This is a genomic window from Plantactinospora sonchi, assembly GCF_036422035.1.
Classification (GTDB): domain Bacteria; phylum Actinomycetota; class Actinomycetes; order Mycobacteriales; family Micromonosporaceae; genus Plantactinospora; species Plantactinospora sonchi.
Window position 1 is genome coordinate 44,539 of sequence record NZ_JAZGQK010000041.1, and the last position, 15,082, is coordinate 59,620.

12 protein-coding genes are annotated in these 15,082 nt (G+C 72.3%); 7 read left to right on the top strand and 5 right to left on the bottom strand.

The window, feature by feature from the left end; translation table 11 throughout:
* Nucleotides 1-23 precede the first annotated feature (23 nt).
* Nucleotides 24-1,919, bottom strand: coding sequence for a hypothetical protein (locus tag V1633_RS34825; protein WP_331218340.1), 1,896 nt, complete (start codon nucleotides 1,917-1,919; stop codon nucleotides 24-26).
* 280 nt (nucleotides 1,920-2,199) lie between these two features.
* Here V1633_RS34825 and V1633_RS34830 point away from each other — a divergent pair, with 280 nt between their 5' ends.
* The 4 genes from V1633_RS34830 to V1633_RS37115 all read left to right on the top strand — a co-directional run bounded on the left by V1633_RS34830 (nucleotide 2,200) and on the right by V1633_RS37115 (nucleotide 7,645).
* A complete protein-coding gene (locus V1633_RS34830) occupies nucleotides 2,200-3,147 on the top strand; it encodes a ComEA family DNA-binding protein (protein ID WP_331218339.1) in 948 nt (315 codons plus the stop codon).
* On the top strand, nucleotides 3,144-5,537 hold the full coding sequence (locus tag V1633_RS34835) for a ComEC/Rec2 family competence protein (RefSeq protein ID WP_331218338.1): 2,394 nt from the start codon (nucleotides 3,144-3,146) through the stop codon (nucleotides 5,535-5,537). Before V1633_RS34830 ends, V1633_RS34835 begins: the two co-directional genes overlap by 4 nt.
* Nucleotides 5,538-5,687: 150 nt before the next feature.
* Nucleotides 5,688-6,662, top strand: coding sequence for a DNA polymerase III subunit delta (holA, locus tag V1633_RS34840; protein WP_331218337.1), 975 nt, complete (start codon nucleotides 5,688-5,690; stop codon nucleotides 6,660-6,662).
* Entirely contained in the window at nucleotides 6,659-7,645 is a 987-nt protein-coding gene (locus V1633_RS37115) for a hypothetical protein (protein WP_407952155.1), read from the top strand. The genes holA and V1633_RS37115 overlap by 4 nt, the downstream gene beginning before the upstream one ends.
* 290 nt (nucleotides 7,646-7,935) lie before the next feature.
* Here V1633_RS37115 and rpsT read toward each other — a convergent pair whose 3' ends face one another.
* Both rpsT and V1633_RS34855 read right to left on the bottom strand, forming a co-directional pair.
* Entirely contained in the window at nucleotides 7,936-8,202 is a 267-nt protein-coding gene (rpsT, locus tag V1633_RS34850) for a 30S ribosomal protein S20 (RefSeq protein ID WP_331218336.1), read from the bottom strand.
* 182 nt (nucleotides 8,203-8,384) lie between these two features.
* A complete protein-coding gene (locus V1633_RS34855; RefSeq protein ID WP_331218335.1) occupies nucleotides 8,385-9,368 on the bottom strand; it encodes a phosphotransferase family protein in 984 nt (327 codons plus the stop codon).
* Nucleotides 9,369-9,572: 204 nt separating this feature from the next.
* Between V1633_RS34855 and lepA the strand changes: the two genes are divergently transcribed.
* The 3 genes from lepA to V1633_RS34870 all read left to right on the top strand — a co-directional run bounded on the left by lepA (nucleotide 9,573) and on the right by V1633_RS34870 (nucleotide 12,445).
* Nucleotides 9,573-11,459, top strand: coding sequence for a translation elongation factor 4 (gene lepA, locus V1633_RS34860; RefSeq protein ID WP_331218334.1), 1,887 nt, complete (start codon nucleotides 9,573-9,575; stop codon nucleotides 11,457-11,459).
* Nucleotides 11,456-12,079: an NUDIX domain-containing protein gene (locus tag V1633_RS34865; RefSeq protein ID WP_331218333.1), complete on the top strand. Its 624-nt coding sequence runs from the start codon at nucleotides 11,456-11,458 to the stop codon at nucleotides 12,077-12,079. The genes lepA and V1633_RS34865 overlap by 4 nt, the downstream gene beginning before the upstream one ends.
* Before the next feature lie 78 nt (nucleotides 12,080-12,157).
* Nucleotides 12,158-12,445 carry a GlsB/YeaQ/YmgE family stress response membrane protein gene (locus V1633_RS34870; RefSeq protein ID WP_331218332.1) on the top strand — a complete coding sequence of 96 codons (288 nt, stop codon included), beginning with the start codon at nucleotides 12,158-12,160 and terminating at the stop codon, nucleotides 12,443-12,445.
* Between the two features lie 337 nt (nucleotides 12,446-12,782).
* On the opposite strand, the gene V1633_RS34875 is transcribed toward V1633_RS34870, so the two are convergent.
* Together V1633_RS34875 and V1633_RS34880 are read right to left on the bottom strand one after the other, a co-directional pair.
* Entirely contained in the window at nucleotides 12,783-13,694 is a 912-nt protein-coding gene (locus V1633_RS34875; RefSeq protein ID WP_331218331.1) for a phytanoyl-CoA dioxygenase family protein, read from the bottom strand.
* Between the two features lie 408 nt (nucleotides 13,695-14,102).
* Complete coding sequence (locus tag V1633_RS34880) at nucleotides 14,103-14,960, bottom strand: hypothetical protein (RefSeq protein WP_331218330.1); 858 nt, start codon at nucleotides 14,958-14,960, stop codon at nucleotides 14,103-14,105.
* Between the last annotated feature and the right edge of the window lie 122 nt (nucleotides 14,961-15,082).

The window sequence follows — 15,082 nt, forward strand, 5'->3', positions numbered from 1 at the left end:
AGGTCGCGTCGACCCGGGCCTGTTCATCGCTGATCGTCGGCCGCGCGACGGCGGATACCGGTCCAGATCCGGCGCCCGGCCCGGACCCCGCTCACCCGGGCCAGCCGGGACAGGGCGCGGCGGTGCGGCGGCCGGGGCACCGGGGTGCCGGTGATCCGGGCGTACGTGACCGAGGAGGACCTGCGGGCCGTCCCGGGTTCCAGTTGGTGCGAGGCGACCGCGAGGTAGGCGAAGTGCTGCAGGAGCTTGTGGTTGGCCGGCCCGGTGCCCTGGACGTGCCGGGCGAGCGTGCGTACCACCCGCGGCCGCTGGATCAGTTGGCTGATCGGGCCCTGCGCGGTGTCCAGCAGGTCGCAGATGGCGGGTATCCCGTCACCGTCCCAGATCCGGGTCGCGGTGGACGGCCCGGTCGAGGCGCTGACGTACGGCACCTCGGCCCACTCCGGAACCAGCCGGCCGGTCAGCCGCCGGTGCATGGTCCGGTCGCGCTTCTGCTCGAGGGTGAGGGTGAACGAGGCGGCGACGAACGCGGGGGAGAGGCACGGCGCGATCAGCCCCACCGTGTACGCCGCACTGCTCCACCGGCGCATCCGCTCGGTCAGGTAGAGGTAGTCGGCCAGCGCCAGGCCCTGGATGCCGAGGTCGTCGGCGTGGGCCAGCAGGTCGGCGACCCGGGCCTGCTCCCGGGCGACGGCGTCCGGGGCGACGAACGTGACCGGCAGCGCACCCATCACCCGCGCCGCGGCCGCCTCCGCCGGGGTCGACCGACCGTCGGCCCCCTCCTTCGGATACCAGAAGTCGATGGCGAGTTCCCCGGCCGCACCGCTGAGGGTGGCCGGAGGGAGGGACTCCGGCAGCCGCACCGGCACGGCCGGCCGGACGGCGTACGACGAGGGGTACTGGTAGTCGTACTGCCGTTGCAGCCGGCGGATGCGCTCGCGCAGGCCCACGTCGAGGACGGCGGCGGGGGCGCCGGCGAGCCCCAGTTCGTGCTCCGGCCGCAGGCCGCGCTTGTCCTGGAGCAGTTGGACGAGGCGCCGGGCGACCTCACCCTCGGCCCTGGTGTCCTCGTGGGTGTAGAACCGGGGCAGCCGACCGCTGGCGATGACCGCGGCGGCGATGAGTCGGGAGTCCTTGCCGCCGGAGAGACCCATGGTCATCTCGCCGTCGTACAGCCGGTAGAAGCTGTCGGTGCTGGTGGTGAGCGCGTGGGCGGCCCGGTCCAGCGACTCCTCCAGCGGGCGTCCCCGGGCCTCGATACCGGCCAGCACGATGTCGTCGGCCGCGTACCGGCGTTGCGAGGTCACCGTCCAGCCACCGCCGCCGCGACGTTCGCCGGTGATCCGCTCGCCGGGGCGCAGCAGCCGGGTGCCGTGGATCGGCGACAGCTCGCCCCCGAAGTGTCCACAGAGGGCGTACGACGTCCATCCGTCGAGGTCCGGCGTGACCCTGCCGGTCAGAAAGCTGGCCAGCGGGCTGGGACGGTTGGCCAGGGCGGTGACACCGTCGGCCTCGCCGACGAAGAGCCGGCACATGCCGAGCCAGTCCTGCTGGACGGCGAACCGACCCGTGCTGTCCAGGGCGAGCAGGCCGAACGGCGGCACGACCTCCCGGTGCACGTCAGCGCCGGTGAGCAGGTCCCGGGCCAGGTCGACCGGACCTCCGGCCAGCTCCGGCCCCACCGGCAGCCCGAGCGACACGGCGGTGACCGGTCCCTCGACGGCGACCGCCGGCCACCGGTACGCGCCCCGGTCGGCGGGGTGCAGCACGGTCACGCCCCAGTCGTCACCGCCGGCCTCGTACCGCTGGTAGGTCTTCGGTACCAGCCCGTTGACCGCCTTCTCGAACCGTCTCCGGGCGGTACGGCGGGCACCGTCGGAGAGCGTGCGGTTGGCGAACCACGCCAGTACCAGATCCATGTGTGGCCCCCGTTTGCTGCCCTCGATGACGGAAGCAAAGTCCTATCGGTCGGAGATAACGGGGACCGGAACGGGAGATGAACCGGTACGGCCGGAGATCCGAACGCGCGACCGCTCTCCGGCGGTGACGGGCGGGGATCGGTTGCCGAGGACGGCCGGCGGGCTGGCGCCGCATAGCAGATCTGTCCATGATCAGGGCGTTGTCCACAGTGTGGCTGGTTGTCCACAGCGGCGGACGATCGGACGGCCGGAGGGCCGAGGCCGGAGCTAACTTCGCCCGGTGTCCGACGACGACGAGACGATCGTGCGGGAGCGCCTGGACCGGCTCTTCGGCCCCGATCCTGGGGTGCGCCCGGCATGGCCGGCCACCGACCCGCGGGGTGATGTCCCAAGGCGGGCGACCACCGCGCCGGAGCCTGGGTTCTCCGGGTGGGAGAACGCCTCGACGGCCGAAGCGACCGCCGGGGCGGAAGCGGCTCGGTCCTCCGCCGTGCAGCCCCCGCCGGGCGGCGTGACCGCCGATGGAAAGGCCCGCGCGGCCGCCGGTGGTGAGGACGCCGGCCCGGACGGCACGGCGCCGCGCCGGCTGACCGGGCCGGGCGCGTTCGACCCGGGCCGGCGCGGCGTCCGGGCCCTTGCCGTACTGGCCGCCGTGGTGGTGCTCGGCGCGGCGGTCTGGGCCTGGTTGTCGCGTCCGCACAGCGAGCCGGTCCCGGAGGTGCCGGCCGAGGCGGCACCCTTCGCCTCCGGCTCACCCCACGCCGGCGGTGTCGGCGCGAGCCCCGCCGAGCTGGTGGTCGCGGTCGCCGGCAAGGTACGCCGACCCGGACTGGTCCGCCTGCCCGTCGGAGCACGGGTCGCGGACGCCGTCGCCGCCGCGGGCGGGGCGCAGCCCGGGGTCGACGTGGCGCTGCTCAACCTGGCCCGCAAGGTGGCCGACGGCGAACTGATCCTGGTCGGTGTCACACCACCACCGGGTGCGGCCGGACAGGCCGGAGACGGACCGTCCGTGGGCAGCGGAGCCGGTCCGGGTGGCGGGAAGGTCAACCTCAACACCGCCACCGTCGCGCAGCTCGACGCCCTGCCCGGGGTGGGGCCGGTGCTGGCCCAACGGATCGTCGACCACCGTGAGCGCAGCGGTGGCTTCCGGTCGGTGGGTGACCTGCGTCAGGTGACCGGGATCGGCGACGCCCGGTACGAGGACCTGAAGGATCTGGTGACGGTGTGACAAGCGATCCCGTCGGCCCGGACGCCGGGAGTCGACAACCTCCGGATCTCCGCCTGGCCGGTCTCGCCGTCGGTGCCTGGCTCGCCGCGTTGGCCGGTCTCCGGCTGTCGACCGGCGTGACGGTGCTGATCGCGCTGCTCGCCGTGGCGGCCACGCTCGCGCTCGGACACCGGTTGATCCACCGGCCGGTCCGGGTCCTGGAACGGCACGGCTGGGTTGTCGTCACGGTGCTGTTGGGGGTGCTGTGCGGCAGTGTGGCCACCGCCGCCCGACTCGGCGTACGGGACACCGAACCGCTCCGCGAACTGGCCGAGGCACGGGCCCGGGTCACCGCCGAACTGGTGGTCCGGGACGATCCGCGAAGCGTGGCCGGGCCGGCCGGTCGGCCGGCGACGTACCTGCTCTCGGCCCGACTCCGGTGGCTGGAGGATTCGGCGGGAGCCAGGCTGCGCCTGCCGGCACGGATCCTGGTGCTGGCCAGCGACCCCAACTGGCGGCACCTGCTGCCCGGGCAGCGGTTGACCGCCACCGGCCGCCTCGGCACGCCGCGCGGCGGTGACCTCACCGCTGCCGTTCTCTCGGTGGGGACCCCACCGGTGTTGCGGGGGCGGTCGTCCTGGGCGCAACGGTTGGCGGGGACGCTTCGCGCCGGGCTGCAGCGGGCCTGCGCACCGCTGCCAGCGGAGCCGGGCGGGCTGCTTCCCGGCCTGGTCGTCGGGGACACCAGCCGCCTGGAACCGGCCGTCGAGGACAACTTCCAGACGACCGGAATGACGCATTTGACGGCTGTGTCGGGATCCAATGTGGCGATCGTCATCGGCGCCGTGCTGTTGCTGACCCGCTGGGCGCGGGCCGGGCCGTGGCTCGCCGCCCTGTGCTGCGGAGCGGCGCTGGTCGGCTTCGTCATCCTGGCCCGGCCGTCGCCGAGCGTGGTCCGGGCCGGGACGATGGGGGCGATCGGCCTGATCGGACTGGCCGCCGGTCGGCCCCGGGCGGCGCTCCCGGCGTTGGCGGGAGCGGTGACGGTACTTGTCGTCGCCGACCCGGAGTTGGCCGGTGACGCCGGGTTCGCGCTCTCCGTACTGGCCACCGGCGGTCTGCTGCTGCTCGCCCCGCGCTGGCGGGACGCCCTGCGCCGCCGGCACGTGCCGGGCGGACTCGCCGAGGCGTTGGCGATCCCGGCCGCCGCCCAGCTCGCCTGCGCCCCGGTCATCGCCGGCCTCTCCGGCACGGTCAGCCTGGTGGCGGTGCCGGCGAATCTCCTGGCGGTACCGGCGGTCGCCCCGGCCACCGTGCTTGGCGTGACCGCCGCGGTGCTGTCCCCGCTCTGGCCGGCGGGCGCCGAGGTCCTGGCCTGGCTCGGTCACTGGCCGGCCTGGTGGCTGGTCCTGGTGGCCCGGTACGGTGCCCGGCTGCCCGCCGGAACGCTGCCCTGGCTGGACGGGGCGGTCGGCGGGCTGCTGCTCGCGGCGCTGGCGGTCGCCCTGCTGGTCGCCGTACGCCGGCCGCTGGTCCGCCGGCTCGTCGCGGTGGTCACCGCCGCCGTGGTCGTCGGGACCTTGCCGGTACGGCTGATCGCGACCGGCTGGCCGCCCGTCGGCTGGGTGGTGGTCGCGTGTGCGGTCGGTCAGGGGGACAGCCTGGTGCTACCGGTCGGTCCGGGGCGGGCGGTGGTGGTGGACGCGGGACCCGACCCCACCCCGGTCGACCGCTGCCTGCGCCGGCTCCGGGTCCGGACGGTGCCGTTGCTGGTGATCAGCCACTTCCATGCCGACCACGTGGGTGGTCTGGACGGCGTCCTCCGGGGCCGGGCGGTCGGCGCCGTCGCTGTTCCGCCGTGGCCGGAACCGGCCGAGGCGCGGGCCGCCGTGCAGCGTGCGGCCGACGCGCGGAACGTGGCGGTCGGCGAGATCGGGGCCGGCTGGAGCTACCTGGGCGGCGCCGTGACACTGACCGCGCTCGGTCCGCCCTATCCGATCCGGGGCACCCGCTCGGACCCGAACAACAACTCGCTGGTGCTGCGTGCCGAGGTCGCCGGTGTCGACGTACTGCTCACCGGGGACGCGGAGACCGAGGAGCAGCGGGCGCTACTCGACCGGGTACCGGCCGGATCGCTGCACGCCGACGTGCTGAAGGTGCCCCACCACGGATCGGCGTACCAGGAGTGGTCCTTCCTGGACGCGGTGGACCCGGTGGTGGCGCTGGTGCCGGTGGGCACCGACAACGGGTACGGCCACCCCCACCCCGGTCTGCTGGACCGGCTGGCCCGGTCCGGGGTACGCGTGCTCCGCACCGACCAGGACGGCGACCTGGCGGTGGTGCGTACCGACGAGGGCCGGCTCGCGGTGGCGGTACGCGGACTGGCCCCGGGCGAGGACGGCAGGCGGTGACCCGGGGTACGCCGGGACGAGCGGACGGCGGAGGGTACACGAAATGACTGAGTTAAGATAAATGTCTGGATTTGCGCTAAGTGCGGGGTCAGCCGTAGGTAGCCGGGTGACCAGGCTCGACCGGCCGGCACCGCGTGCGACGATGACCCCGTGACCCCCGCGAACCTCGCTCCCGTTCTCCTGGTCCTCGGCGACGAGGAACTGCTCGTCACCCGGGCGGTCGCCGGTGCCGTCGAGGCGGCCCGGGCCGCCGATCCCGGTGTCGACGTACACGACCACGAGGCGGGGGCGCTGAACCCGGGAGAGATCGCCGAACTGCTCGGCCCGTCCCTGTTCGGCGGCCGGCGGGTGTTGATCGTCCGAGCTGGACAGGACGCCCGCAAGGACCTGGTGGCCGAGTTGCTGGCGTACGCGAAGCATCCCGACCCGGAGGTGCACCTGGTGGTGGCGCACGCCGGCGGGGCGAAGGGCAAGGCGTTCGCCGACGGCCTGCGGGCGGCGGGCGCGGAGGTCGTACCGGCGACGAAGCTCAAGGGGCACCGCGAGCGGGTCGCCTTCGTCCGCGACGAGGTGAGGCGCGGCGGCGGTCGGTGCACCGACGACGCGGCCGAGGCGCTGATCGCGGCGGTCGGCAACGACCTGCGGGAACTCGCGTCCGCCTGTGCACAGTTGCTTGCCGACACCGACGGGCGGATCGGCGTCGACACGGTCGCCCGGTACTACCGGGGGCGGGCCGAGGTGAGCGGCTTCACGGTGGCCGACGCCGCGATGGCCGGGGACGTTCCCGGTGCGTTGGAGGCGTTGCGCTGGGCGCTGCACGTCGGGGTCGACCCGGTCCCGATCGCCGACGCGATTGCCGACGGGGTGCGCACGGTGGCCCGGGTCAGCTCGGCGGGGCGGGGAAACCCGTACCAGTTGGCGAGCAGTCTCGGGATGCCCGCCTGGAAGATCGAGAAGGCCCAGCGGGTGGGGCGCGGCTGGACCCCGGAGGGAATCGCCGACGCGATGTACGCCGCCGCCGAGTGCAACGCCGCGGTCAAGGGCGGCGCCGAGGACCGGGGCTACGCCCTGGAACGTGCCGTGGTCGCCGTCGCGACGGCGCGCGGGGTGAGCGGCCAACGATGACCTGGGCGATGGCGCTGTCGGCCGAGGAGGAGGAGCGGTTACGGCCGCTGTACGCCCGCCTGCTCCGGCTGCGTCACGTCGATCCGGGTGGGGTGCTGTGCTTCGTCTACTTCGAGGGCATGGTGTCGCTCGGTCTGCTGCTCGCGTTGGCCGAGTTGGTGAGTTGGTGGGGTGTGTTCCTGCTGCCGGTGTCCGTGGCGGCGATGGTGAAGGCCAACGATCTCGTGGCCGCGGCGGTGGCCCGGACCGCCGCCCGGGTCCCCGCACAGGAGCGCGAGCGCTTCCGCCGTGAGCTGCAGCCGGCGATCGGCCGTGCCAGCGTGCCCGGCCCGTCGCTGATGGATTCCGGGCCGGACCCGGGCACGGACGCCCTGGGCGGAGCCGCCGCGTCCGGCGCGCTCGCGATCTCCGGGCTGGGAGTTCCCGGGGCGCGAGCCGCCAGGGAGCGTGCGGTGGACGTGGAGCGGATCGCCGGCCCGTCCCGCGACTGCGGCTTCGCCCCCGGCGTACGGGACGTCGGCAGTCGCCTGGTCGCCCGGCTCGTCCCGACCGGACGCCCGTTGAGCATGACCTCCATGGTCCGGGCCCGGCTGGAACTCGGCGCCCGGCCCCGATCTGAGCCCGACTGGGAGCCCCGACCCGACCGCGACGTCATGGAGCGCCTCCGGGCCGGTGTGCCGGGCCTTTCGCCGTTGACGGTCGCCCCGCCGACCGGAGACCGGACCGGGCCTGTGGCAGACCGGATCGCCCCCGGTCAGGCCGGCGGCGAAGCGCCGATGAGGCGGGACGCGCTCGCCACCTGGGCACGGTCCGCGGAGTTGCCGAGCCGGCAGACCGGGGTGTCCGGATCCGGATCAGCCGGTGGTCGCCCCCGAAACGATCGGGTGGTCGACCGATCGACCCGGCGGTGGTTGGTCCGGCTGGATCCGGTCGACAGCGCCCGACAGTGGACCCGTCAGTCGGCCCGACGCCGTTACGAGTGAATGTCGGCCACGCGTGCGTCGGCCGACCCGTGGCAGGCGCGAGCAGTCGATCCGGGGCCGGTAGCTCCCCCGGCATCGCCTGGACGCGCCGCATCCGGGCCGGTGGCGACCCGGCTGGTGCCGTACACACGGCCACACGCCGGATGGCCGTGGTGTCCCCGGACGTCGCCGCGCACGGGCCACATCCAGGCCCCGGGCGTCGCCGTGGACAACCCGTTCCACCGCCGGGCACAGCACGGTGGCCCCGAGCCGACCGGCTCGGGGCCACCGTCAGATATCTGCGGAGCGCGTCAGGCGGAGAGCGACTGCAGGCGCTTGGCGATCGCCGACTTGCGGTTCGCCGCCTGGTTCTGGTGGATCACGCCCTTGCTGACCGCCTTGTCGAGCTTGCGCGAGGCGTCCCGCATCAGCTCGCTGGCCTTGGCGCTGTCTCCACTCTCGGTCGCCTCGTGGAACTTGCGGATGGCGGTCTTCAGCGACGACTTGACCGACTTGTTACGCAACCGGCGCTTCTCGTTCTGCCGGTTGCGCTTGATCTGGGACTTGATGTTCGCCACGCGACAGCCTCGTCCTGGTAGCTAGCTCAGCCTGGTAGCTAGGGTTTCCGTTTGCCTGATGCGCGCGGGCGACGACGCACGTCGAATGCGGCCGTGTCGGCACGCGCGAAAACCCACGTTACCAGGTGCTCACGTCCAAGGCCAAAATGACGCATCCCCAGCGGCGCTGCCGGACCCGGGGATCACTGCCAGCCCTGACGGGCGGCGAGCCAGGACAAGGCTATCTCGCCGCTCCACTGCTGATGACCACGGATGTGCGGGGAACCGGTACTCGGCCCGGCCGCCGCCCGGACGAGCCAGTAACCGGCGAGCGCGGCCAGCGCCGCGTCCAGGCCGTCGTCCGGCGCGTTCCGGGCCGCGGGGTGGGCGGCGAACAGGTCGTCGGCGGGTAGGCCGCTGGCGTACGCGGTGACCAGCAGGCCGGCCAGATCGAACCAGGCCGGCCCGAGACACAGCCAGGTCCAGTCGCAGAGCCAGGCGGCACCGGTGGCGTCGATCAGCACGTTGTCGACCCGCAGGTCGCCGTGGATCATCGACGTGCTCTCGGCGTACCCGGGCAGGCGGGCCTCCAGGGCGGCGAGGTCGGGCAGCCGGTGCCGGGCCACGGCCGGGGGGTTCGGCAGCGTCTCGCGTCCGGCGGCCAGTTCGCCCCACCAGGCGAGGTCGGCGCGGACCAGGTCGGCGAGGCGGGGCGTACCGAGGGCGACGAGTTCGACCGGTGGTTCCCGCAGCGCGTCGGCAACCGTCGCGTACGCCCCGAGGGTCGCCTCCAGATCGGCCCGCGACCAGGGGAGTCCCGGCATCCGTCCCTCGATGGCGTCCAGGCAGACCGCGTAGTACCCGCCGGCGGTGAGCGTCCAGCGGGGCCGGGCGACGGCCAGCCCGGCCGGGAGCGCGGCGGTGACCGCGACCTCCCGGGCGTACCAGTCGCTCAGGTGCCGCTGGTCGACCAGGGAGGCGGCCTTGACGAAGACCCGGTCCCCGGCCACGGTCTGCAGGACACCCGCGAAGCCTCGGGTGAAACCGCCACCGGCCGTACCGGCCCAGTTGACCCGGGAACCCAGCCGGGCGCTGATCGCGGCCCGGAGTTCGGCCGGAAGATCGGCCCAGCCGGGTCGTACGGCGGTGGTGTCGTACGGTCGCGGGGGCACCGAGATGACTGCCATGCTCCCAAGTCTGCCCTGGTCCGACCGGCGTACCCGGATCCCTCGCCGCACCGGCCGCGTCGCGTCGGGCGGGTACGGCGACGCTCCGGGCGAAGATCAGGTTCGGGTGGCGTCGGGAAGATCCGACGGGCTCGACCGGGCGCTCCGGGGCGGCATGGGAACATAGAGGGCCCGACAGTTGTCAGCCCAGCAGAACGGATCGCCGTGCCACCGACGCCCGACTCCGGCGCGAACCTCCCTGGTGCCACCGAGCCTGGTCGCATCAGGAACTTCTGCATCATCGCCCACATCGACCACGGCAAGTCGACGTTGGCCGACCGGATGTTGCAGCTCACCGGTGTGGTCGATCCCCGGCAGATGCGCGCCCAGTACCTCGACCGGATGGACATCGAGCGGGAACGCGGCATCACGATCAAGAGCCAGGCGGTCCGCATGCCGTGGACCATCCGCGAGGGCGACCGGCAGGGCGAGCAGGCCGTGCTCAACATGATCGACACCCCGGGGCACGTCGACTTCACCTATGAGGTGTCCCGGTCGCTCGCCGCCTGCGAGGGTGCGATCCTGCTGGTCGACGCCGCGCAGGGGATCGAGGCCCAGACCCTGGCCAACCTCTATCTGGCGCTGGAGAACGATCTCCACATCATCCCGGTGCTCAACAAGATCGACCTGCCGGCCGCCCAGCCCGACAAGTACGCCGAGGAGCTGGCGCACCTGATCGGTGGCGACCCGGCGGACTGCATCCGGGTCTCCGGCAAGACCGGCGAGGGCGTGTCGCACCTGCTCGACGAGATCGTCCGACAGTTCACCCCGCCGGTCGGGGAGGCCGACGCACCGGCCCGGGCGATGATCTTCGACTCGGTCTACGACGTGTACCGGGGCGTGGTGACGTACGTCCGGGTGATCGACGGCCGGATCGAGGCCCGCGACAAGATCAAGATGATGTCCACCGGCGCGGTGCACGAGCTGCTCGAAATCGGTGTGATCTCGCCGGAGATGGTGAAGGCCGGCGCGCTCGGGGTCGGCGAGGTGGGCTATCTGATCACCGGGGTGAAGGACGTCCGGCAGTCCCGGGTGGGTGACACCGTCACCATCAACGCCCGGCCGGCGTCCGAGGCACTCGGCGGTTACAAGGACCCGAAGCCGATGGTCTACTCCGGGCTCTATCCGATCGACGGCTCGGACTACCCCGCGCTGCGGGACGCGCTCGACAAACTCAAGCTGAACGACGCCGCGCTGAGCTACGAGCCGGAGACGTCGGCCGCCCTCGGGTTCGGTTTCCGCTGCGGCTTCCTGGGTCTGCTCCACCTGGAGATCATCGGGGAGCGGTTGGAGCGCGAGTTCGGGCTCGACCTGATCTCGACCGCCCCGAACGTGGTCTACCAGGTACGCCTGGAGGACGGCACCGAGGTGACGGTGACCAACCCGAGCGAGTACCCGACCGGCAAGGTGGCCGAGGTGTTCGAGCCGGTGGTCCGGGCCACCGTGCTGACCCCGAACGACTACGTCGGCGCGGTGATGGAGCTGTGCCAGGGGCGGCGCGGGTCGCTGAAGGGCATGGACTACCTCTCCGCCGACCGGGTCGAGCTGCGCTACACGCTGCCCCTCGCCGAGATCATTTTCGACTTCTTCGACCAGCTCAAGAGCCGTACCAAGGGTTACGCCTCGCTCGACTACGAGCCCTCCGGCGAGCAGCAGTCCGACCTGGTCAAGGTGGACATCCTGCTCAACGGGGAGCCGGTCGACGCGTTCAGCGCCATCGTGCACAAGGACAAGGCGTACAACTACGGCGTCACTATCGCGGCGAAGCTGCAGAAGCTGATCCCCCGGCAGCAGTTCGAGGTGCCGATCCAGGCGGCGATCGGCAACCGGGTGATCGCCCGGGAGACCATCCGGGCGATCCGCAAGGACGTGCTCGCGAAGTGCTACGGCGGCGACATCACCCGGAAGCGCAAGCTGCTGGAGAAGCAGAAGGAAGGCAAGAAGCGGATGAAGATGGTGGGCCGCGTCGAGGTCCCGCAGGAGGCCTTCATCGCCGCGCTCTCCACCGGTGACTCCGGCGACGGCGGCGGCAAGGCGGGCGGCAAGAAGTGACCCCCCGGGGGTACGGGCCCAGCGCCGCGTTCTGCCCCCGGTGTGCCGCCGCGCTGCCCGGTCCCGCCCCGACCGCCTGCACCGGATGCGGCTACCAGCTCTTCGTCAACGCCCGGCCCACCGCCGGACTTGTCATTCTCGACCGGCCGCTGGCCGTACCGGATCGAGACTCGGGGGCCGTGGTACGGCGTCCGGCGGGGGTCGATGTGCCGCAGGAGGCCGTGACTCCCGGATCGGGTGTGGAGACCGACGGCCCCCGTTTCCTGGCTCTGCGTCGGGCGGCGGCACCGATGATCGGTCGCTGGGAGACCCCGGGCGGATTCTGCGACGGCTGGGAGCACCCGGCCGACGCGGCGGTCCGGGAGGCCCGTGAAGAGCTGGGCGTCGATCTGACGCTCGGTGATTACCTCGGCATGTACGTCGGCAGTTACGAGTACCAGGGCGAAGAGCTTCCCGTACTCGATGTCTTCTTCCTGGCCACGTTGGGTGATCAGGTGATCGACCTCAACCGGGACGAGGCCACCGAGGCGACCTGGTTTCCGCTGCTGACGCCGCCTCCGCTGGCTTTCGGCACGATGGATGCGGCCATTCGGACCGCAGCGCGACGTCTGTTCCGCTAGGGCGGTTTGAGTTTTTGCGCCTTCGGGAATCTAGCTGTCATCACAACACCGTGTGACCGCAACTGAAGGAGGACGGCCGTGGAACTCACCGTCTGGGGCATCATCACCGCGCTCATCGTCGGTCTCATCATCGGCGCACTCGGTCGGCTGGTCGTACCGGGCCGTCAGGACATGCCGATCTGGCTGACCATGCTCATCGGTGTGGGTGCCGCACTACTCGGTACCGTGATCGCGCGAGCCGCCGGCATCGCGACCGAGACGGGCGGCATCGACTGGATGGAGTTGCTGATCCAGGTCGCACTGGCCGCTGTCGCGGTGGCCCTGGTGGCCGGTGTCGGTCGACGTCGCCGAGTCAGTCGCTACTGATTCACCCCCCCCGCAGATCTGGGGCGCCGGCCGTGGGGGGGGGGCCCCCCCCCGGGGGGGGGCGGGGGCCCCGAACCCCCCCCCCCCCCCTCCGGGGCGGGCGCCTTGACGGGCGCTAGTTTTACCCCCCCCCCGCGTCTGGGGGGCCCGGGCGGGGGGGCCGCCGCCCCATGCTGTGCGGGGACGGCGGCACCTTCCGCCCGGCCAGGAGATCGTGTGCGGATGCCGTCCTGACAGGAGGATCAACCCCCGGGGAGTGGACCCCGGAACGGGAACCGGCCCCGCCGACCGGATGGTCGGACAGGGCCGGTGCAGAGCTACCCGCCGAGATGACGCGTCAGCGGAGCCAGGGGATGCTGCGGTCCAGCAGACCGCGCTCCTTGAGCTCCTTGCGCAGCGGGATCTCGTCGTCGATGTAACCGTCCCAGTTGATGCCCCAGTAGTTGGCGGTGTGCGTACCCTCGCCGAGCAGCTGGCGCTGCACCGGCGTGCGGTTCTGGTACCACGGCCCGTTCTTGTCCGGGTGCAGCTCGTCGAGCGGGCGGATCCACCGGTAGGTGTAGCCGACGAAGAGCATCTTCCGCGTGATGTTGGACAGGTTGGTCGACCGCGAGTGCCACTGCCGGCGGTCGAAGATGAAGGCGTCACCGGGGTTGGCGGTGATCTCCACCGTGCCCTCCGGGTCCGGGTTGTGCACCGTCAGGTCCGCCGGGCGGGGCAGCGAGTTCCACAGGTGGCTGCCCGGGATGACCTTGGTGGCGCCCCGGCCCTTCTCCGAGAGGTCGGAGAGCACGTACGCGACCTTCAGCGAGAACATCGGCCGCGGCAGGTTCGGGTCCATCGTCTCCGGGTCGGAGTTCTGCCGGTACCCGTCCTGGTGCCAGCCCCAGTAGGGCTTCTCCGGCTCCAGCGCCGGCGGCGTGACGTCCAGGTGGTTGTGGTGCGTGTAGATGTTCCAGCCCGCCAGGCCCCACATGTACGGGAACGCGATCGGGTGGGTGAGCAGCTCGCCGAAGAGCTCGTCCCGCTCCAGGAAGCCCAGCAGGTGCAGGGTGCCGTCCTTGGTCGTCCGGCCGGCTGCCTTCTCCTCCGCGTAGACCCGGTCGACCGCCTCTTCCAGGGCCGCGCGGTGGTCCTCGGTCAGGACGTTGCGGAGCAGCAGGAAACCCTGCTCGTGGAACTCCTTGCGGTCCGTGTCACTGATCGGCTCGTATCCGGTCCGGCCGCCGTAGTCGAACACCGCGTCCATCCCCTCCCCTGAGTGAAACTTGTTCTGGGCACACAGGCTGCCGATCGTAACGCGGCACGCAACGCCCGCAGCAGCACGCGGGTCGGGCGCATCGGCGGGTATCGGTGGAGTACGGGAAGCTGGCACGGACAGAAGTGGCGACCTGACGGAGGGTTGTTGCTGTCGGAAACGTTCGCGAAGAAAATTGCCGAATGACCGTTTGTGCAATCACTGCGGGTTATTGGATGCAGGGTTTCGTGACGGTGCGGCGTCCACAGCGGGACCGGGGTCGTGCCCGGATCGCCGGTGGTACCCCGGCGGGCGGTGGGTGCGGCCCGGCAATGGACCATCCGGAGCGGCAGGTGGGTGCGGCCCGGCAGCGGACCATCCGGACCGCCGGTGGTCCGCGCGGGCGACGGTGACCGGCTCTCAGTCCGTGAAGACCTCGGCGATGACCTGGTCGGAGGTGGCATCGTCCTTGACCGGCGACCACCTGCCGCCGTCAGCGGTCCACTGCAGGTTGGCGAAGCGGACCCGCTTCACCCCGTGATCCCCGGCGTGCGACACCAGCCAGTGCGCGTACCGCCAGCCCGCCTGCACGTCCGAGGTGGGTACCGCCAGACCGGTCAGCTCGGCGGGGGAGACCGTGTCCAGCCGACCCCAGTCGAGGGTCAGCCCCGCGGTCAGCGCGGCCGCCGCCGCCGATCCCCGGATGACCGGGTCCCGGCCGACCGTGCAGGCCACCGCGCCCGTGGCGTTGCCGAGCAGGGCCCGGGTCAACACCTCCGACTCGTCGGCCCACTGCTGGTACGCCCGGGGGAAGGCGGAACGCTGCACCTTCTGGGCCGCGTCGGTGATCTCCATCTGTTCCCAGCCGCGTACCCTGCGCAGCGCGTCGTAGAACTTGGTGGCTGCGTAGCGGGGGTCCCGGATCCGATCCGGTGTGCCCCAACCCTGACTCGGCCGCTGCTGGAACAGCCCCACCGAGTCGCGGTCGCCGCCGGCCAGGTTGCGCAGGCGTGACTCCTGGAAGGCGGTGGCCAGCGCCACCACCACGGCCCGTTCCGGCATCTTCCGCCGGATCCCGACCGCCGCGATGGTGGCCGCGTTCGCCATCTGCTCGGCGTTGAGACTGACCCGACCGTCCGCGTCGACGACGCAGCCGCTCGCCGGACGGGGCACCGGCAGCTTGTGCCCGAACTCGCGGGCCCCCAGGTAGATGCCGAAGCCGGCGACCGCCGCAAGCGCCACTCCCGCCGCCACCACCGCCTGAGTCCGCACCGCCACCCCCTGATCGATAGTGGGCACAGCCTACGATGGCAGCCCAAGTTCCCGGCAGAGCTGTGACGAAATGCCCCTTACCGGCCCCGGTCGCGCTTTCCTGCCGGTCAGTCCCGGCCCCGCCGCCC